Raw genomic sequence first — 19,738 nt, 5'->3', positions numbered from 1 at the left:
CAGGGGGAGTGGCGCGACTGATCCCGGGAAGGAAGACGGCGTTCCAGAAGCCGCCTGCACCCGGTAGACCAGTCACAGAGGTGGGACGCTGCTCGGCAGGCACAAGCAGTAGTGGGGAACGTGGCGCAAGCAGGGTCGCACTCGGCGGCAGGGCAGATGACCGGGTACCTCTACCAGTGCGAACTGGCCCTGCTGGAGCTCGCCCGGCGCAGCTGGGACGAGGCCACCATCGAAGTGCGCATGGAACTCCTCGACGACATCGAGTTCCTGAACCCGCAGGACAACACACCGCTGGAGCTCCTGCAGTCCAAACACCGCGAAGCAGCCGGCCCACTGAGCGAGACCGGCAAAGACTTCTGGCGCTCCCTCGCCTCATGGATCGACGCCCTGAAGAACCTCTCCGGCCCCTCAGGCACGTCGATGCCCCTTCTGCGCCTGGTCTCGACCCAGATCGCACCCGCGAACACGTTTCTGCAGCAACTGCGCCCCGGAGCCGACCGAGACGTGAGCAACGCGCTGGCCCGGATGGAGGAAGTGGCCCAGGACGAGGACGGGCCCGACGGCACGGCGAAGGACCGCGCCCTGTTCATGAAACTGACACCCGCTCAGCGCCATCAGCTCGTCAGCGCCATCACCATCAACGACGGCGCCCCCGTGATGTCAGACCTCGACTCTAGTCTGGCCAAAGAACTGGGGATCACGCCAAGCGACCACGCTCAGGCCGCCCTCGACGACATCAAAGGGTGGTGGTACGGAATGGCTGTCAAGCTGCTGGAACGCAAGAACCCAGAACGCATGCTCCCCTCCGTCAAGGCCGAGCAGCTCATGTGCCGCCGGGACGAGATCCTCGGCCGGTACGCCGGCAAGAGCCTCCCGATCACGGAGACGCTGAGCAACCTCACCCAGGCAGAGATCGCCGGCTACGCGGACCGTCTGGTCGTCACCCAGATGCGCTGGATCGGGCTGCCCGACGACGAAGTCGCCATGCACCTGCGGGACTACCACTACGCACGGGCACAGCGCTCCGAGTGGCTGCGAACCTTCAAGATCACCCCGGAAAGACTCGAGGAATACGAAGGCGAGCTCCACTACGAATGGGAGAGCGCCTTCCGCCGCCGCACCCGCCGCGTCCGCGCCGACATGAGCGAAGAGGACCGCCAGAGTGTCGGCCAGGACATCCTGGACGACACCATGGACAGAGCCGCGGACACGCCACTCAACCCGGGCAGCGTCACCGCCCCGTGGATCGGCAAGGGAAGCATGCACGGCCTGTCCGACCAGGCCGACACCGCCGAAGCGGACCGGGCCGTGGGCTGGCACCCCGACTACAGCGAACTCTGCAAGCGCCACACTGAAACGCAGGAACAGTGACGACGGACTCCCACCACCACGCGTCCGAGGCACAGGCGCTGTTCAACCCGGCTTTCGGCGCCTACCTCCTCGCCAGCGGCATCAACGCCGCCGTGAAGAAGACGAAGACGCCTCTGCCCTGGCCCAGCGCCTTCCTGATCCTGCCCCTCGTGCTGCCCGAAGACACCCGTGGCTCACTGCCCGCCAAGTCCACCGTCACACTGATGGCCTGGGCACACGACCACCCGCGCCTGCGAGCCGCCTTCGCCGAACGCGCCGCCGCCCTAACCGACTACACACGCACCAGCCTGCGCACCGCCATGCGCCACCGCGCCATAGACGTCGCCTCCTCCGGACTGATCTGCCCCCGTAACCCCCAACCCGCATCCGCTGCCCCCGGAGAAGAAGTCGCCGACTGCGTCCGGGCCGCGACCCTCGTCGGCCGCTGGCTCGCCGTGACCGACCCCACCCGAGCTTTCACCACTCTCGGCGTCCGTCCCTGACCCCGCTCCCGCCGCAAGGAGTCCCAGAACCGTCATGCAACTGCTCGCCCTGGCCCTCTACCACCGAGACGGCAGGAAAACCCCCAGGGTCCTGCGGTTCCGCCCCGGGGCGCTCAACATCCTCACCGGAGAGTCGGAGACCGGTAAGTCCGAGGTCCTCAGCATCGTCGACTACTGCCTCGGACGCCGGGCCCCCCACCTGCCCGACGACCGGATCGACCAGACCGTCGGCTGGTATGCCCTCCTGGTCTCCTTCGCCGACCGCTCACGCATGGTTCTGGCCCGACCCCGCCCGACCGGTGCCTCCACCCTGCACGCATTCACCCGCACCGGCGACGCCAGCCTGGACATCCCCCAGGCCCACGAACTCGTCCACAACTCCAACGTCGCGGCCCTGCGCAGCGAACTCAGCGCCCGCATCGGCATCGAAGACTTCCACTTCCAGCCCCCCACCGGGGCAGGACGCAAACCCTTCGACGTCTCCATCGCCCAAGCGGCCCTGCTCTGCTTCCAGAACCAGAACGAGATCGCCGACCAGACAGCGCTGTTCCACCGCCAGACCGAGTCCGGCATGGCCCAGACTCTCAAAGACACTTTGCCGTACTTCCTCGGTGCCGCCGGCCCCGAACAGGCTCTGCGCCGCCACCGCCTCGGTGAAGCCCAGCGCGCCCAACGCGCGGCCCAGCGCAAACTCGACGACGCCCTGCGCCATCAGCAGGCCATGGACGCCAACGGCCTGGCTCTCGTCCGCCTGGCGGAGAGCGAAGGCCTCCTCACCGACGTGCCCACAGCCCCTGACACCGCCCAAGTCCTCGACCTCCTGCACCAGGCACTGGCCGCCGCACCCGAAACCGCAGCACCGCTGGACCTCCGCGACCGGCGCCAAGAACTCAACGAGGAACGCCGTCTCCTGCGTGAACAACTGCAAGAATTCGACGAGGCCCTGGCCGCAGTCGACCGCTGGCAACAGCAGGGCCGCGCCTTCACGGGCGAGCTCCACCTCCAGCTCGACCGCCTCAAAACCCTCGACCTCCTCGGCCCCGAGCGCCAGCACGACACCCTCGTATGCCCCATGTGCGCCCAGCCCCTGGAACACCCAGACCCTTCTGCACAGGACATCTCCGAGCTCACCGATAACCTCGCGCAGGAACTCGCCCAGGCACAAACCCTCCAGCCCGTCCGCGAAGAGCACAGAAACGCCCTGCGGATCGAGCGCGGCCGCATCACCGAACGCCTGAGACTGAACGGCGCCCAGCTCAGAGAACTACTGGCGAGCGACGAACGCCTGCGCAACCTGCAGGAGCAGAACCTGCGCGTCGCACACATCCAGGGCAGGATCGCCGAAGCACTCACCCGAACCGGAACTGACAGTGACCTCACCCGACTGCGCAACGACCTGGCCCTGACCCAGGAACACACCGCCGCACTGGAACAGCTCGTCGACGAGGACGACGTCACCGCCGAGACCGAGCGACGGCTTGCCGACATCGCCGTCGGCATGACGGCCTGGGCAAAGCGCCTCAACCTCGGAGGAGCAGCAGACGCCACCGAGGTAGGGATCAGCCTCAAACTGCTCAACGTCGTTCTGAGACGACCCGCAGGACGCCTGCCACTGACACGGATCGGCAGCGCCAAGAACCACATCGGCTACCACCTCGTCGCCCACCTCGCCCTCCACACCTACCTGCGACGCAACAACCGGCCGGTCCCCGGCTTCCTCATGCTCGACCAGCCCACCCAGGCGTTCTTCCCGGGAAAGCCCCGAGACGCCGCAACCATCCAGGACGCCGACTGGACCACCGTCACCGCCTACTTCCAGCTCCTTAACGACGTGGTACAGCTCAACCAGGGGGCCCTGCAGATCATCGTCTGCGACCACGCCAACCTGGCAGAAGCGTGGTTCCAAGACGCCGTGATCGGCAACTGGCGCCCCGAGGGTGACGGCAACCGCAACGCTCTCATCCCCCCGGACTGGCTCGACTGACGACACTGCCGGGTACGGCTGGCCGAACCGCACCCGGCAGCCTCTCTCTTGGGCTTCTCCGACGTGGCGACGACGACCATGACGGCAAGCCGAAGTGGGCCCGTCTGAGTGGAAGGAGCGATCTGGACGCTGCGCGGTGAGAACGATGCCCTATTCCGTGAGCAGGTCAGGTCGACACAGCGCATCGGACCAGCACCAGAAGCGAACACCGCAGACCTTGAAGAAGCCCCACGAAGCTGCCTGGTAGCCCCCGGCCCCGGGGGAACGCTGCGCAGAAGGCCTGAACCGGTTCGTCTGGAAGGCGATCGTCAGCCCGCCGCGCGTGACGCCGTAGCGCGGCCGAAAACCGGTCGTTGATGGGCTCCGGCTTCCCGACCGGCCAGGGACGGCCTGACACCCAGAGGCGGACCATCGTGCCCGACAAGGGCGGCATTACCGCTCTCATTCACTACCTTTCACTCTATTTGCTCCTGTCTGCATATACACCGTGATTGCCGGGTGCTTCGGAGAGGGAAACGCTCAACCTCCGCACGTATCACGCTGCCCGGACCGTCGTTGTATCTCGTGTCCGCAGTGCACAACGTGAGCGCAAAGAACGAGAGGTGGCACGTGGCCTCACCACGAAGCAACACCGCCGCCCCGGATCGCTGGTCCGTGTACGAGTGGGTTGTCTGGCAGATCGAGGTAGATGATCCCGAACGACGCATCAGCGAGCCCTACCATTCGGCAGGCGAGCCGTTCCTGCTGGCCAAGAACAGTAGGGAGGTGATGGTCGACTTCGCCGAACGACTGGGATGCATCTATGAAGGCTGCCGGGACGATGGAGTCTGCGGCAGCGACGATGACCCCTGTTACACGTGGTGGTTCCGCGTGCCGCAGTCCCTGCACGTCCAACGCAACCCCCGCGGCTGGCCATTGGTGATGAAGGAATGCCAACTGCACCTCAACCGCCTGTTCGCCGACCACTATCACTGGCAGGTCTTCGTCGACGCGCGCCGGACGCAGGCCATCATGGAGGGAAACCCACTGCCGCCATTGCCCTGAGCGCCTGCTTGGGGACCAGCGTCAATCGGGCATCAGGTCGGCCCTTACATGCATCCACGAGAGCCGCCAGGCGCAGGTCGGTTCGGGTGCGGCGGTGAGGGCACGGTGTCGGGGGCAGCGACATCACAGGCATCACCGCCCTGATGGACAAAGCCAACCCGTGGCCCCGGCCACCGACCACCCATCCCTCACCTGTGCGTACCGGCTAACCCTTCCTCCCGCCCCGCCCGCCGGGTAAGCCTGGCGTGCGGTCTGCGGGTCGGCATGCGCCGCTGGGCCCCGCGAGGATGGACAGCTCTCACCCGGTTCCCGTGGCCGAGACACGCGGTAGCCGCTTCGACCTGCGAAACCCCATGAATCACATCAGCAACATCAGACTCGAAATTCACTCGGAACCCAATGATCCCATGGCGCAAAACGCCTACCTCAAAGTAGTTTCCTTTGCGGCGGCATAGAAAGTTCCGTCTGTTGCCCCAGGTGTATGGACGCTGAGGTCATGCGACTTACTCTGCTGCGCTGCATTCTCGACCCTGTGACGAGCTGGCGGGCTTTCCGGCGGTCTGCTGGAAGCCGCCGCGCGACATCGTTCGACGTGGCCTGGAGGCAGGTCCGAGTCGAGCGGTTCCCCGACGAATCTCCCTACCAGCAGCACGGACACGCACCCCTGGCCGCTCGTGAACACCATGAGAAAGACCCTCGCTGACCGGACAGATGGCCGAATCGGCCACCGTCAAAATCCAGCCGAATAACTGGAAAGCGAGGGAAGGGAGAGATTCTTGTCATCTTTCCTGAAAGTGCTTCGCATACGGGTGACGCCGGAAAGAATCAGACGGTCCTTCATCCTGGCAACGGGGGAGTGAAACATGCCGGACCCGACCGACATCGCTGTGATCAGTTCCGCATTGCCCGCTACGCTGACCTTCATCTTCCAGCGCCTGGAACGACTGCTCGATTCCCGCGCAGCCGAACCCGAGGAGGACGTCGCCCTCCCCGGCAGCCTGGTCGGAACGCTGCAACTGCCGCTGCAGCCCGCCAGGGACGTTCTGCAGACCCGACGAGGCGAACTCGAACTGCTGCAGGAGACCCTTGCCGACTACGCGCACGGCACCGTCCCCGTCGACATCTCCGATCAGCGGCTCGTGCGGAATCTGGCCCGGGCCCGCGGCGCCCTGGAAGCCATCTACGGCCAGCACCTGACCTTCGAGGGAGAGGACCGGCCCGCCTCCGGCCCGTTCGTCCACCAGCGAGTCACGACGCTGTCCGGAGAGGCCACGGGCATCGACAGCGACAAGATCGCCGGGAACTCCCGTGTCATCCAAGACGTGCAGACGGTCGATGCAGGCGGGAAGCTCATCGGCATGAGGGGCCAGCGGAACACCAGGCAGTAGCACGGCACCATTCAGACACCTGTGTACGCGGCCGTGCCGCAGCACCCGCTGACCGTCTCGAAGGGCTGATCATTGCCACCGATCGAACCGGCCGAACCGCCGACACCCCTGCCGTCCGCAGACGTTTCTCTGCTCAAGACAGCCACCGGACCGTCTCCGGCCGGCGAAGGGCACACCTGGCCTGACAGCCGAGGCCAGTCAAATCCCCAGGCACCCGCCGACGCGGCGGCGCCGCAAGCACCTGTCGGGACGGATGACCGGGATGACACTTCACCGGTCCAAGAGACGCCCGCGCCAACCCCACCCAGCGGTGCTCCTGCTCCCCGTACCGCCCCAGCAAACGGCAGCGTGACCGGCACGGACACCGGTGCCCACGCGAGCGACACGGGCACCGTGCAAAACGTCTCGTACAACTACGGGACTGTCGTCGCAAACCAGAACATAAGCGAAATCCAACGGCTGCGGGGAACGCCTCTGCCCCCGGACTGGATCGAGGACCGCCTTCACCCCTATCTGCCCGACGCCGAGACCACCAAGGCCGTCGATGCCATCCTCGACTCCTACAGGGTTGCCGTCATCCATGCGGGTGCCGGCACCGGCCGCTACACCACCGCCCTGCACACACTCGTACACCAAGGCGTTAAGGCCGTCCGGCAGGTCCGCCGCGAACCTGGAGAAGGGGTGGACCTCGAAGGACTCAAAGACGAGGACACCGGCTGGATCCTGGACCTGAGAGACAAGGACGAGACCCTGCGCCCAGGGTTCGGACTCCACCTGCGCGAAGTGACAGAGCACCTGCGCACGATGGGCTCCTTCGTCATTGTCGTCACCCACAGCGACACGTGGACGCCCGTTGCGGCCGAAGCCACCGAACTCGGCCACCGCCTGTCCCCTCCGGCCGCCCTCCAGGTGCTGCGCGCGCACCTGGAACGACGCCAACCCCCTATCGGCGAGCTGGACACGTGGCTTGCCGCAGGCGCAGTCACCGAGCAACTGGACGACCAGGCCACACCGGCCGAAGCCGCACGGTGGGCCCGCGTCATCATCGCGGCCGTCGAACTCAACGCCACCACCAGCGAACCCAAAGCCGTCGGCGAGCTCGTCGAAGCCGTCGTGCAGTCCGCCCATAACAACTGGCGCCGCACCCTGCGCACCTGGCACACGACCAACACCGACAGCGCCCACCGCAACTACCTGCTTGCCGCCGCCACACTCGACGGGGCACCCGCCGAAACCGTCTACGAAGCCCAGTCCACCCTCGGTGAGGCACTCAACGACACACCGCCGCCCACCCGGGGACAGCAAGGCCCCGGCATCATCGCGCTCACCGACGCGATCGGTGCGGAACTCGGAGCCGACGACTGCATCCGTTTCCGTAAACCCGGCTACGCTGAGGCCGTCGTCGACTATTTCTGGGTCGACCGCCCCCACCATGTCGCAGCCTTCACTCGCTGGACTGCCGAACAAGCCGCCTCACTGCCCCCCGACCTCGGCGTCCCCCTAGCCGAGCGCGTCACCCAGTGGGCCACCCGCTACACCCTGGCCAAACAGAGCTTCACCGTCCTGCGCGCGATCGCCGTCCACTGGGCCAAAAACAGCCACCTGCACGGCCACGCCCAGGACCTCCTGGTCGCGGCGGCCGTCGACCCCACAGCAGGCAAACGCGCCCGCGACCAATACCTCGCCTGGGCCAAGGCCCCCGACACAGATGAGCTCACCCATCGCCGGAACACCCCCATCGTCCTCAAACAGGCCCTTGCCGGCGCCCTGGCCCAACTTGGCCCGGCCTACCCGCAGATCGCCCTCAAACGGTTGTCGGAACTCGCCGTCAACACCACCAACGACGGCGTCGCAGACGCCGTCGGGGACGCGCTGACCGCCCTGTGGGACCAACCAGTCCTGCAGGGCACCATCCGATCCACCCTCACCTCCTGGTTCACCACCGCCCAGCACCACTACACCGCAGCCGCACGCCGGGCATTCCTGCACCTCGCCGACCGGACCACCCCCAACGGCATCCCCCTCCTGCTGGCCGGAGACGACAGCGAACCCAATGCCTGGGCTCTGACCGGCTGGCGCTGCGCCCTGGATGACGAGGCCAACACTCACCTACAGAGCGCCTTCGACACCTGGCTCGACACCGCCCTGACCCACCCACACCTTCGGCCTGCCGTCATCAAGACCTTCACCGAAGCCGTCTTCCGCTCCGACACCGACCGCACCTACCTCGCACCCCGCTACCTCGTCCTCACCCACGCGGCCTACGGATGGGAACCGGCCCGAGCCGGAGGCGAGCCCACCGCACGCACACACCTGCGCGACGCACTCGTCCTGGCCCTGAGGGAAGCCGACCCCACAGCACCCCCACGCCCGCACCATGCACCGGCCACGGCGTAAAAACAGCGGCTGGCCCTCACCCCGGGCAGGCACACTCGACCTCACCTGCCCGGCGCCCACCTCCATACCCGGCTACTTGTTCACCCTCACCCTCACCGGCGCATGGGAAGACCTCCCCTCACCCCACCCCCACCACAGCCCCGCCGAGGCCGCCGCAGACCACGCACTGACAACCGCCCGCGACATCACCGCCGACTACCTTCCGCACGACGCCGTGCCGGCCACCGCCCGCATCAACACACTCCTCGGCCGGCCCACCGACCTCCCTCACCTCCCAGTCCGGCTCGCCTGGGGCCACGTTCACCTCACCGCCGAACCCGACGCCATACACGCCGCGCAAACCCACCAGCGCCGCCAGCACGAACGGGAACAGCGCCGCTTGGAACACGACCGCCGCCTGGACGAGGCCCGCATCCTGCGCGACACCCTGATGAGCGACCCGTCACTGGCCCTGTCCTACTGGTTCGCCACCGCCCCCCACAGCATCGACACCGACACGCTGCCCCGCCTCGAGGCACTGCTGAACACCGCAGCCGCCTACGCACCGCAAGGCCAATGGGCACCACTGGCCCGCCTGCTGCACACGTTCTCCGAGCGCCTCACCGACGAAGCCAAGAACCATCTCATCGACACCCTGGCCACTCTCACCGACCGGTACGGGCAACCGGACATCACCACAGACATCCAGGCCATGCGTACGGCGACGGAGGCAGGAACCGACCCGCAGGACCGCGGCCAGCCAGATCGGGCGTAACCGTTCCGACAGGCCGTGATGTTGGACTCGCACCGAGCGGCTGACGGGCAGGCGCCGACACCACGAAGGTGAAGCGTGGTGACAGCCTGCGCGCCTCTCGCGGCCCGGTGCACCATCGAGGAGAGGCACTCGGGCGGGAGCGGCACAACGTCAGGCGGGTTCCTGGCCGACGGCATCGGCGTCCAAGGCCCTGTCGACGAACTCCCGTACCAACTGCCGGACCTGAACGGCCGACACTACCTGCTCCCACTGCGGGGTAAACGGACACTGCCAGCAGCGCAGCCGGAAACGGACCGATCCGTCCTCCTGCACCGAGCCCCACGCGGAGTAGGGCCGCTTCGCGCACGGGCCGTGCGGGTCGACCGTGAACGTCTGCAGCACGATGTCGGGCTGGTGGCGCGGCGGCACGGTCCTGTCGCGGCGGCAGCCCTCGCACTGCAGGAGATGGCTGACCGCACCCGGGTGGTGGATGAACCTGTGGCCGCCGCCTTCGTAGGTGTTGCAACTGGCACACACCGGCCCGCGCACGAATCCGTGCGCGTGGCAGTGGTCCCAGTACAGGGCCTGCCGCGGCCTGGGACACATTCGGCACAGGAACGCCTCCGGCTGCGAGTTCTTCAGCAGCGACGCATACAGCCTGCCGCGCAGGTGGCCTGTGTAGGGGCGGGCGATGGAGGCGGAGCATGCCGGGCACAGGGTGGTGTAGCCGCTGTTGCTGGACGTGCGCCACTTCCAGACGTTTCCGGCGGCGTTGCAGCGGCTGCACCGGGTGGCCTGTTCGACGCACTCGGCGGCGATCTGGTCCGCTCGGTCGAGGAGGTCGGCGTAGGCACGCGGGACCATCCAGGCGGTGCCGGACCACGTCAGCAGCGGCAGGGGGCTGGTGCACGCGATGGGCGACCGGCCGTAGCGTTCCTTGACCTGCTTGAAGGTCGCTCCGCACCCCAGCCCGTGGGAGTTGGGCCGACTGCGGCCGCACGGCCGCTGGCCTTCGCAGTGGCAGCCGTTGGCGCGCTGGTCGCGGTAGGAGATGTTGTCGAACCAGCGGTGGATCTGCGCGCGCCACATCTGGTCGCGCCCGGCGGACGAGAGACGGGCGTCGACCAGGTCCTCGGGGTCGAAGGGGAGTGAGGCGAGCCGTTTGCCGCAGGCGCGGATGTCCTTCTCTTCCAGCCGCCACCGCCCCCTGTACTTGTGGCCGCGGACGGCGGTGTCTCCGATGAGGACGTAGTCGCTCTGCTGGAAGGTGTAGCGCGACAGGGAGGCGGGCGCCGCGGGGACGGGGCAGCCCTCGGTGAGTTCCGCCAACAGCTGGTTGGCGTACTGCGGACTGATCGGTGGCATGGTCTGTCTCCATGTGCAGGTGCGGGGAAGCGGGCAGAGCGGGGCGGTGGGGGACGGCCCGCGACATGCCGACGTGACATGGCAGGAGGCGGGCGGGCCGGGCAGGGGGCGGGAGAGGTCACGGGCACGGTGTTGGCCCGCGCCGGGGTGAGGGCACCGCCTCCCAACCTCCGGTCAGGAAAGCTGCTTTGGCCTCTTCGCGGACGGTGCGGGATCGGCCCCCGGTGAGGAGGCTGGCTCGGTCGCTGTACTCGACGGGTCGGACCGCCGTCCGAGGCACCGTCCACAAGCCGTCACTGGTGGTTCCTGCCGCAGAGGTGAGCCGGTCCAGCCACCCTATGAGCGGATCGGTCCGCACGGCTGTCCTGGGCCTGGTACGGGTGTAGGCGATCAGCCAGTCCGCGAGCCACGGTCTGCCGGCCCGGCGGCTGATCTCCCGGAGCAGCAACGTTGTGGCGGCCTCGGCCCCGTCGGTCGCGGCCGTCTCGCGCAGCCGCTGCTGCCAGTAGGCGGCGCCGAGCAGTCGGGCCACGGTGATCGTCTCGGGGTAGCACACCAGCGCATGCGGCATCACCACCGCCGGCCTGCACCCCGTGACCGCGGCCAGCCGGCGCACCCGGTCCTGCCAGACCGTCTCGGACCTCCACCCCTGTACCTGCCACGACCACACCACCGCTGCGGCGAGCGCCACCAGGTCTGCGGCGTCCGGGCGGGCCCGTACGAGAGCGGCGTGGCGGCGGTGCGCGGTGAGCACCTCGGGCAGTGTCTCCAGCGCAATGCTTGCCGGTCTGCCGGGATGTGCCAGGAGCCAGCGACGGTGGCGTCGGCATACATGCCCGGCCGCCTGCGGGTACACCAGCACGCTCTGCCCGGGCAGCCAGGCCCGCCCGGTGCACGGAGGGCAGGCCCCCACCCACGCTGCGCACGGCCGGTACCAGGCGGCCCGCAGGATTTCGTCGTTTACGAGCCGCTCGTGCGTGGTGGTGAGAGCGGGCAGCACAGCGGTGAGCCGGGCCAGAGGCGCGCCGGTGAAGCGCGCCAGCCTCGTCTTCGCAGGCGCGTTGAGGAACAACTCCATGCCGCTGCTGGGAGTACCAGTCACCTCCACGCGGTGGGAGCTACCCAGGATGCCCCGGAGCAGGTCCTGGGCGGGCAGGCCGTATACGGCAGTCATTCTGCGGATCCATGAGCCGGTCAGTTCCCCTTCGACAGGCGGGAGTCGGTCGGGTGTGCGTGCGGGCGGGGGTAAGGGCACCGGGGGGTTTCCTTTGCGGCAGACGGCACGGAGGGCACGCCCAGGACAGAGATCGTGCGAGAGCGGGGGCATCCCGCCGGAAAAGGGGGCAGGGTGACGGGCCACCACCAGGGGGTGGGAGCGGGCGGCCCAGCGATGCGGCCCCTGGAAGCTGCATCGCTGCGCCGCCTGCCGGGGCCGGCCGGGGCCGGCCGGTCAGCTGCCGGGGCGCCGCTTGCGGGTGGCGCGGGCCGCGTTCGTGGCCTGGATGTCGAGCACCACCTGGGACAGCAGTTTCTTCGTGATCGCGTAACTCCCGTCCACGATGGAGCGGATCGCGGCTTCCCGGATCAGGAGGGACAGACTGGCCATCACCCCGCCGGTGAGCAGGTGGATGTAGTCGGCGTGGCGGATCAGCGTTCCGGGCCGGTGACGGGGCAGCCTGAGCGCCCCCTCCACGTCCCCGAGCAGCGCGCGCCACACCGCCTTCTGCCCGGGGGTGCCGTTGAGGAGCGGGGGAGTGCGCAGGATCTTGCAGCGGGCGGCGAGCTGGGCACCGCGGGGACCCGTCAGCAGCGGCGAGTTCTCCACGTCGACACCGGCCAGCACGAATGTCGCGGGCACCCGCTCCATGAGGGTCTTGACCTGGTCGGAAGTGTCGGCGCCGGGCCGGGTACGGGTGTTGAGCAGATGGACGTCGTCGAAGAACACCAGCCGGGTGCGGCGCTCGCACAGCACGTGGCACACGGCGTTGGTGATGGTGTTCTCGGTCATCCGGTCGTGGACGGGGATACCGGCAAACCGGGCCAGGACCTGGACGAGGCTTTTGGGCGTGTAGAGGGGCGGGATGGAGGCGAACGCCACGGGCATCCAGCTGGCGGCGCCCGGCCGGCGGCGCCGTTCGCTGCGTTCGAAGGACCGGCCCAGTTCCGCGAGCGTGGTCGACTTGCCCGCCCCGGGAGGTCCGGACACGATCAGGCCGCGCCGGGCGGTGCCCCGCTGCCGGTTGTTCACCAGCAGCGTCAACCTGAGCTGGGTCAACGCCTGTTCCATGGACGGAGTCCGCAGGATGACGAACTCGGAGTGGTAGCCCAGCAGTGCCTTTTGGCTCCAGCCCGGATCCTCCACCGGGGGCGCGGGCAGGCGCGGACGGGACACCTCCGCCTGCCACAGCAGGCAGCTGGTGACCGCGCCGGGAGTGATCTCGTCGTCGAAGGAGCCGTCCTCAGCGGCGACTACGGCAGCCATGGGTCGTTCATCTCCGGGTCCGTGTCGTTGCAGATGAAGGAGCCACCGGCAGACCGGCCGGTCTCCAATTCGTCGTCAGAGAGGTCGAAGGCGTCATCGCCCTCGTCCTCGTCGGGGACGGTCTCGTCGTCTACGTCGGGCACGGCGTAGAAGCCGGCCAGCCCGAACGATGGGGCGGGCACGTCCAGTACGTCGAGTCCGCCCTGCGGCACCGGCACCGCCCCCGAAGCGTGGGACTTCGCCACCACTCGCCGCTCCGCGGCCGACAGTTTCTCCTTGCCGGCGGCCTTTCTCAGGAACCGGTCCAGGGCCAGGGCCAGTTCGGCCTCGTGCTCCTCGCGGGAGCCGGTACGTTCGACCACCTTGCAGATGTGCTCCCAGACATGGTGCGTGAACGGGAGGGCGACCGAGGTGGCGTGGATCCACGCCACCTCACGGAACCCCTCCGGCAGCCGGACCCAGATCCGGACCGGGTCGTAGGGGTTGTAGTGCACCTCCCACCGGCCCTTCTCCGAGGCCACCCCGGAGTCCTGCCCCCGGTGGTCGTTGAGGCAGGCATCGTCGTAGGTGCGGTAGTCGAACCGGATGCCGGCATCCGTGATCGGCTGCCAGCGCACCGGCAGCAGCTCCACGTAGTCGTCCGCAGCCAGCGGCACCGGCACATACCCCGCAACCGGAAGCAGCGCCGCCCACATCTGGTTGGGCGTGAGAGCCTTCTTCGGCATCAGCGGATGGCGCAGGCCAGAATGCGGGCGGTGATGCCAGTGCACGACAAACTCGTCCCACAGCGCCTGGATCTCCGCCACGGTCCGCAGCGGCTCTTTCTCCACCTTGGAGCCGCGCTCACTTACGTTCGAACCGGTGAACCCGGCCAGCCACTGGCAAAACAGTGAGTTGATCGAACCGAACGGCCGCTCCACGTGCCCTTTGGCCGGCCCGTTGGCCGGAGGCACGGGCTGCAGCGAGATCCCCAGGCTCTCGCAGGCGGCCCGGGTGGCGGGCGAGACGAACACCTTGCCCTGGTCCACCACGACCGTCTCGGGCACGATGACCGGACGAGCCGCCGCGTCCTTCAGACGCTCGTCCATGCCCATCAGCTGCTCATGCGGCACGACCGACGCAGCCATCGACAGCGAGGCGTCCCAGCCGGGCCGCATCACCATCGGCGTCATCATCTGCGCCAGCAGCACCGCCACGTCGGTCAGTTTGCTGCCGGCTGGCCGCAGTACTCCCCACAGGCTGCGCGTCGTCACATCAACAGCGGTAGTCAGCTCCAGCCGACCGGCCACCCCGTCGTCGAGGACCACGAGCACGTCCATCGGGGTGCTGTCCATCATCACGAGCTCACCCGGGCGCAGCGCCAGCGTCGGCTTGAACGGCGGGGTCGGGCGCGAAACGCGGGCGCGCCGCTGCGCCACCGTCCCCTGAAGCCCGAGCGATTCCTCCACCGCGTCGATGAGTTTGTTGAACGTGGATTTCGGCGGCACCGCGACCGCCTGCTCACCGTGCTTGTCATCCAGCCACCACCGCACCTCCCGCCGCATCCGCGTCTTCCACCCCCGGGAACGGGAGCGAAGAGCCTCCTCAGGAAGCAGGGCGCGCAGCGCCTCGAGGAGTTGGGGATCGGCCCGGTCCAACCGCGTTGAGCCGCAGCCCTTCTTCTTAACCAGCCCCCACACGCCGTCCGCCCGGTAGCGTCCACGCCACCTGCGCACCGTTGCCCGGCTCACGCCCACCCAGCCCTGTAAGGCCAGTTCGTCGGCCTTCGCCTGCTCGCGCTGGGCCAGCGTCGTGGAATCAGGGTCGTACTGAGGCCTCACCGGGTCCTCGCCACCCGGTGTGGGCTGCCCGGTCTCTACCTCGCGGACATGCCGTTCCACCGCGAACGCCCGCCACTGCTCGTCCTCAGACACGGTTGACAGCAACCCCATCTGCGGCACCCGCAGACGCGGCGGACCACCCGCCAGAGCGAAGGAAGGATCACCGAGCAGCTCAGTCAGGCCGAACACCGCCAGACCGTCTTCTGCCTCTTGCCTGGCCAGCCAGATTCGCGCGCCGGACGTCATGCTCCCCTCGACACCCGCAACGGTCCACGCCTGGCCGCGGCAGGTGACGGCCGTACCGACCGTGAGCACCGGCCGGCTCACCGCTCCGCCCCCACCCCGGAGGTCACGGCGACGGCCCGCTCGTGCAGCGGACGCTCCAACGGTGTCTTCAGTACACCGGCCCACAGAGCGTGGAACACCGAAGGCCACACTGCGATCGGATCCCCCAGCAACCGCACTCCCTCGATGAGGGCCCGCGGGGTGCGGAAACACGCGGCCACCTCCGCCAACCGGCCGCACGCGCACCGCGGGTGCCGGTAGCCGGCCAGCCAGCGCACGTTGGCCTCCACAGCGGACGACGGGAACCCGACCAACCGGTAGTGCCAGCCGGCCGTGGCAGCGGCGGCCTCAAGATGGACAGCTCGCCTCACCAGCCGGCGCCCCGCTCCGAAACGGCCCACGCAGTCCACCAGCAGCCCGCTGCCGTCTGCCAGCCGCGCCATCAGGTGCGGGGCGTGGGAGACAACCCTGCCGCCCCGGCCCCGCCACAGCAACTCCACCGGCCGGCAGGCCAGTGCCACCACCTGCGGGTCATGGTCCAGCAGCATGACCTGCGTGCGCATGGCTTTGAATCCGTAGTGCACCAGAGCGTGGTTGGTCGCGGACCACCACCAACCCGGCGCCACTCGGCGGCCCTTCAGCACCGGGAAGGGCCGCACGGGCAGACAGTCCTCCAGCCGTTGTTCGCCGGCCACCTCAAGCCACGGCGCTTCGTGCTCGATACCGGCAGGATTTACGAACCGTGCTGTCATGCGAGCCGGATCGGCGAGGCGGCGTCTGGCGGGTGATGCAGGACACGAGCCCGACCGCTGTGCCATGGAAGGCGAAGAGATCACGAATAACTCCTGTACGGGGGAAGACCAGGACTTCAGACGTCGCCCGGCACGGCCGAGGCGGTGGCCTGGATGCAAGAGGCAGCCGCTGGCCAGTCCTCCCATCGGCGGCGGACCGAGGGAGGGCAGGCGTGCGTGCTCATACAGAACAGGCGGAAGGTGCGAGAAAGTAGGAAAAGGCCGTCATCGGCACAGGCCAGTGCCAGGCCGTCGTGAAGGACCGCTGCTGCCTGCGGATGTGCGCAGCGTCCTGTTTCTACCGAGGGGCATCCCGCGGCTCCGGGCCAGCGGCGAGCACGCCCGCGGCGCCACACGAGCCACGGGGGGATTGGCCGATGTCAGGCCGGCAAGGACTTCACCAGCTGGGTCAGGTTGTCAAGGAAGGCCCGGAAACGCTGGGGATCCTGCTCGTCGAGCTCGTCCAGCTTGCGGTTGGTCATGCCCATCAAGGCATCCAAGTCCTGCCCGGAAGGCTGCTCAAGCTCTGCCTCTCGCACCGGAGCAGGCAGAGCCCCAACTCCTGAGCTGGCCGCCGCCCTCAATGCTGGCGCGGGCCACACCATGCCCTGCTGGTCGCGGTGCACCAACAGCGCCAGCGCCAGCCACTCCACGAGGTACATGCCGCGCCGCGGCTTGCCGGGAAGGTCGCCGAGAAGGCGCCTGCCCAACTCCTCCGCCGGCAACGGACCGGGCCGCAACGCGACATCCGCCACTGGAACCGACCAGTGCGAAACGAAAACCCCTTGCAGCAGCAGCCGCGCGTAGGTCTGGTCTTCCTGCCAGCGCTGCACAACGGTCCAGCCGGCCTCGGTGACCGCGAACTTCCCGCGCCCGCCGCTGAACAGACCTACCTCACAGCAGAACCGCAGAGTCTGAGTGGCGGTTTCAGTGGTCACATCCTCCTTGCGCGCCACGTCTGCGCTAGAGATAGTGCGCCTCTCCTCGCCGCTGTCGAGGGCGGCATTCAGCGCGATCTGCCACTGGCGCCGCACACTGGCGCGATCGGTCGGAGATGTCCGTTGCCCGGATACGGAAGAGCGGACAACGACCTCCTTCAAGGACTCGGCGCAGACAGCATCGGGAGGGGCAGAGCCACCGGCGTGAGAGAACAGACTTTCCATGTGCGTGAGGCCTTTCTGATCTTGCTGCACGTGCGGATGACACACCACGCACCGCCCTCCGCACGCTGGGTATAGTGACGGGGCGCGTGAGGCCAACTACATGCGCACCGTGACACCGCCGGGCTACCACACACCGGCGGTGTTCGGTCTTTCGCGCATGCTCAGGCCAGCTGATTCAGCGGTTTTCGGCCCTGGCCCACTCACCGCCAAGCCGGTAGACGCCCCCGCGCGGGCGCACGAGCAACCCCTGCTTCACCAGGTGCGTCAGTTCCGGACTCGTGCTCTTGACGTTCACGTGGGGCAGCACCTTCTCGATGTGCTCACGGATTTCCTTCGTCGTCGCTTCTCCCTGCTCCAGCAGGAGTTCGCGGGTCGCCCGTTGGATGGATGCCCGTACAGTCGGTGGATCACCATGGCCGGGTTCCTCGGCGGTGTCGGGCCCCGTCTTCGGGCCCGTACTCGCCGTGTGCCGTTGGATCTTCTCCTGGAGAGCGGTGACCAACTCGTTGGCGCTCTGCGCCGAGCCAGCTCGCACCGCTTTCTCGGCGCGCACCTCCGCCAGCACACGTTCCGCGTCCTCTTCACGGCGGCACACCGCTTCGAATGAGGCGTTCTTCGTCGCCGCCAGTTCGCTGGCCTGATGCAGCATGCTGTGCAGAGCGGGCAGTTGCACGGCCGGTTCCCCCCCCCGGATCTTGAAGAAGCCGCTTGTCGGGGGGCGAGTCTAGGGGCGCAGCCGCCGCTCCTGGCCCCGTGTCAGAACCTGCGCACAGCCCCAACCCCCGCCACTGCGCTCAGCGCGCCGCTTCCACCTGCATGAATCGGTAGTTCCACAGGAATGACAGGCCTCAGAAGAATCCCACCATCGGGTGAGGCGCAGGCTCTCCGGCTTCACCGGGACACAGACATGTGCCCAGGCGAACCGGCGGCTTGCTCTGGTACCGCAGCCGCACTCACGCAGTCCTCGTCGCGGGAGGCCGTCCCATCCTGTGAAAGCCGGCTGCGGTGCCAGCGCCGACGGGATCACAGTGCGTGCAGCCGGGCCAGCCGGTGCGCCTCTTGCAGAAGCTGAAACACCTTGTGGTTCCCGCCCGGGCGGTCGGGATGCCAGGCCGCTGCCGCGGTCCTGTAGAGCCGGGAGACGGGCAGCCCGTGCGACGGATCCGAACCCGCCAGCCCGTGCAGCAGAGGCACAACCCGCGTGAGGGGCAGCGGTTTTGCCGCGGTGATCTGATCAAACTCGGCGTGGAAGAGAGCGACTTGCTCGTCCCGGATGCGGCGGGCAACGGCAGCCTTCTCGCGCCAGCTGGCCTGCTTGCAGGCGTCCGAGCAGAAACGCGGGGCTCTGCCCGGCTTCGGGAGCCGATTCCATCCCAGCCCGCACCAAGCGCACTTGAACCGCTGAATGGCCACACCTTCACGCGCTCGAACTGAGCGCACCTGACGCACCACGTCCATGTCCTCCGTATCCGTGTTGCCACCACGGCTACCGCACCGCAGAAGCGGCCATCAGACGAACCGCGACACGTCACGCCAAGGAGGGACCCTAAATACGGTTCCGGCCCCCTTTCTCCGCCGCCAGATAGACACCGCTCGCGGCCTGCAGACCGGTCCGTGCGTCGGCTTCATGCGTGTCACCACCCAACCCGCAACGCCCCTGCGCACAGAACCCTGCACCCCTCTTGGCCTGCGCAGACGTGACGGGCGCGAAGCCTGTGCCCCAGCGCTAGCGCCACACCCCGCAGTGCTGCTTTTCGTAACGCCTGCGCTTGCGGACAACCTGCCCTGACTACACGTCCAGACCTCAGGAACATCCACCGCTTGCGGGGGCCGCATGCTCCCGCCCGATTCGTAACGCAGGTCGCGCGAAAGTCCGCCAAGAGCGGTCGGGAGGATGCCGGCGACCTCAGCCCCACCGAGCCGGAGGGAGCCACGAGCGGCCCATACCTGACAGCAGCCGGCTGGGCTGGCATCCCGAACCAGACGCACACCACCCAAACCTGGACCGCGGCGGGCCGGGCCGCATCAGCGATCTCGCGCCGATGCAACGAGTCCCCAAGCAGGCCAAGGCAGCCCACACATGGGACATACGTTCGTAAGCATCCCCCTTCGGGGAGCAGCCCGCTGCATCAGCTCCCCGAATCCGCACAGGTCACATGGCATACGAGATCAGAAAAATCGTTCCCTGCGCGCAGCCGCACATCTTTGCTGGTGCGGCATGCTGAGATCCAGCGGAGCGGGTGGCCACACCCCGCCCTCAGGCGCTGAGGCCGAGACCAGGCGGAGGTCTTTGCCCCTCGGCGCCGGCATCCCCGGCCCGGGCGGCGGAGCTGATGGTCCGGGCGTGCCCAAGTGCCGTACACCTTCCTTCGTTCTTTCGGACTCCTGTCCTTGCCCGCAACCGCGATCGGCGCAGCCGCCGACGGTCCGGCA

The 19,738-nt window shown here is 68.1% G+C and carries 15 protein-coding genes; 7 read left to right on the top strand and 8 right to left on the bottom strand.

The genetic code is table 11. From position 1 onward, the window contains the following. Nucleotides 1-240 precede the first annotated feature (240 nt). The 7 genes from A4E84_RS00235 (at nucleotide 241) to A4E84_RS00205 (ending at nucleotide 9,420) form a co-directional block, all read left to right on the top strand. Nucleotides 241-1,371, top strand: coding sequence for an ABC-three component system protein (locus tag A4E84_RS00235; protein WP_213084197.1), 1,131 nt, complete (start codon nucleotides 241-243; stop codon nucleotides 1,369-1,371). Then, nucleotides 1,368-1,853 carry a three component ABC system middle component gene (locus A4E84_RS00230; RefSeq protein ID WP_062924592.1) on the top strand — a complete coding sequence of 162 codons (486 nt, stop codon included), beginning with the start codon at nucleotides 1,368-1,370 and terminating at the stop codon, nucleotides 1,851-1,853. Before A4E84_RS00235 ends, A4E84_RS00230 begins: the two co-directional genes overlap by 4 nt. Nucleotides 1,854-1,887: 34 nt before the next feature. Next, on the top strand, nucleotides 1,888-3,837 hold the full coding sequence (locus tag A4E84_RS00225; RefSeq protein WP_062924591.1) for a DUF3732 domain-containing protein: 1,950 nt from the start codon (nucleotides 1,888-1,890) through the stop codon (nucleotides 3,835-3,837). Between the two features lie 582 nt (nucleotides 3,838-4,419). Beyond that, the gene (locus A4E84_RS00220) at nucleotides 4,420-4,881 is read left to right on the top strand and encodes a hypothetical protein (RefSeq protein WP_237304724.1); all 462 of its coding nucleotides are present in this window, start codon (nucleotides 4,420-4,422) and stop codon (nucleotides 4,879-4,881) included. Between the two features lie 863 nt (nucleotides 4,882-5,744). Beyond that, nucleotides 5,745-6,269, top strand: a complete 525-nt coding sequence (locus tag A4E84_RS00215) for a hypothetical protein (RefSeq protein WP_062924589.1) — start codon at nucleotides 5,745-5,747, stop codon at nucleotides 6,267-6,269. Between the two features lie 348 nt (nucleotides 6,270-6,617). Further along, complete coding sequence (locus tag A4E84_RS00210; RefSeq protein WP_237304722.1) at nucleotides 6,618-8,666, top strand: hypothetical protein; 2,049 nt, start codon at nucleotides 6,618-6,620, stop codon at nucleotides 8,664-8,666. A gap of 76 nt (nucleotides 8,667-8,742) precedes the next feature. After that, on the top strand, nucleotides 8,743-9,420 hold the full coding sequence (locus tag A4E84_RS00205; RefSeq protein ID WP_237304720.1) for a hypothetical protein: 678 nt from the start codon (nucleotides 8,743-8,745) through the stop codon (nucleotides 9,418-9,420). 150 nt (nucleotides 9,421-9,570) lie between these two features. On the opposite strand, the gene A4E84_RS00200 is transcribed toward A4E84_RS00205, so the two are convergent. From A4E84_RS00200 to A4E84_RS00165, 8 genes are all read right to left on the bottom strand, one after another. Beyond that, nucleotides 9,571-10,764 carry an endonuclease domain-containing protein gene (locus A4E84_RS00200; RefSeq protein ID WP_062924587.1) on the bottom strand — a complete coding sequence of 398 codons (1,194 nt, stop codon included), beginning with the start codon at nucleotides 10,762-10,764 and terminating at the stop codon, nucleotides 9,571-9,573. A 118-nt stretch (nucleotides 10,765-10,882) separates the two neighbouring features. Continuing rightward, the gene (locus A4E84_RS00195) at nucleotides 10,883-12,019 is read right to left on the bottom strand and encodes a TniQ family protein (protein WP_257784314.1); all 1,137 of its coding nucleotides are present in this window, start codon (nucleotides 12,017-12,019) and stop codon (nucleotides 10,883-10,885) included. Between the two features lie 195 nt (nucleotides 12,020-12,214). Then, a complete protein-coding gene (locus A4E84_RS00190; RefSeq protein WP_062924585.1) occupies nucleotides 12,215-13,246 on the bottom strand; it encodes an AAA family ATPase in 1,032 nt (343 codons plus the stop codon). After that, a complete protein-coding gene (locus A4E84_RS00185) occupies nucleotides 13,234-15,393 on the bottom strand; it encodes a DDE-type integrase/transposase/recombinase (protein ID WP_062924584.1) in 2,160 nt (719 codons plus the stop codon). Before A4E84_RS00185 ends, A4E84_RS00190 begins: the two co-directional genes overlap by 13 nt. Further along, nucleotides 15,390-16,103, bottom strand: a complete 714-nt coding sequence (locus A4E84_RS00180; RefSeq protein WP_079128791.1) for a TnsA-like heteromeric transposase endonuclease subunit — start codon at nucleotides 16,101-16,103, stop codon at nucleotides 15,390-15,392. Before A4E84_RS00180 ends, A4E84_RS00185 begins: the two co-directional genes overlap by 4 nt. A gap of 419 nt (nucleotides 16,104-16,522) precedes the next feature. After that, on the bottom strand, nucleotides 16,523-17,335 hold the full coding sequence (locus A4E84_RS00175; RefSeq protein ID WP_159029528.1) for a hypothetical protein: 813 nt from the start codon (nucleotides 17,333-17,335) through the stop codon (nucleotides 16,523-16,525). A 145-nt stretch (nucleotides 17,336-17,480) separates the two neighbouring features. Next, the gene (locus tag A4E84_RS00170) at nucleotides 17,481-17,978 is read right to left on the bottom strand and encodes a hypothetical protein (RefSeq protein WP_062924582.1); all 498 of its coding nucleotides are present in this window, start codon (nucleotides 17,976-17,978) and stop codon (nucleotides 17,481-17,483) included. A 350-nt stretch (nucleotides 17,979-18,328) separates the two neighbouring features. Beyond that, the gene (locus tag A4E84_RS00165) at nucleotides 18,329-18,763 is read right to left on the bottom strand and encodes a J domain-containing protein (RefSeq protein ID WP_159029527.1); all 435 of its coding nucleotides are present in this window, start codon (nucleotides 18,761-18,763) and stop codon (nucleotides 18,329-18,331) included. Nucleotides 18,764-19,738 lie beyond the last annotated feature (975 nt).

Origin of the sequence: Streptomyces qaidamensis (genome assembly GCF_001611795.1) — a bacterium.
GTDB lineage: Bacteria > Actinomycetota > Actinomycetes > Streptomycetales > Streptomycetaceae > Streptomyces > Streptomyces qaidamensis.
The sequence above is the reverse complement of the archived record's forward strand: the minus strand, read 5'-3'. Positions and strand labels throughout refer to the sequence as shown.

What these genes read in the sequence shown, in the direction of transcription:
- A4E84_RS00165 (WP_159029527.1), bottom strand. Translation starts at nt 18,763, where the DNA reads ATGGACGTGGTGCGTCAGGTGCGCTCAGTTCGAGCGCGTGAAGGTGTG.
- A4E84_RS00235 (WP_213084197.1), top strand. Translation starts at nt 241, where the DNA reads ATGGAACTCCTCGACGACATCGAGTTCCTGAACCCGCAGGACAACACA.
- A4E84_RS00190 (WP_062924585.1), bottom strand. Translation starts at nt 13,246, where the DNA reads ATGGCTGCCGTAGTCGCCGCTGAGGACGGCTCCTTCGACGACGAGATC.
- A4E84_RS00225 (WP_062924591.1), top strand. Translation starts at nt 1,888, where the DNA reads ATGCAACTGCTCGCCCTGGCCCTCTACCACCGAGACGGCAGGAAAACC.
- A4E84_RS00180 (WP_079128791.1), bottom strand. Translation starts at nt 16,103, where the DNA reads ATGACAGCACGGTTCGTAAATCCTGCCGGTATCGAGCACGAAGCGCCG.
- A4E84_RS00200 (WP_062924587.1), bottom strand. Translation starts at nt 10,764, where the DNA reads ATGCCACCGATCAGTCCGCAGTACGCCAACCAGCTGTTGGCGGAACTC.
- A4E84_RS00215 (WP_062924589.1), top strand. Translation starts at nt 5,745, where the DNA reads ATGCCGGACCCGACCGACATCGCTGTGATCAGTTCCGCATTGCCCGCT.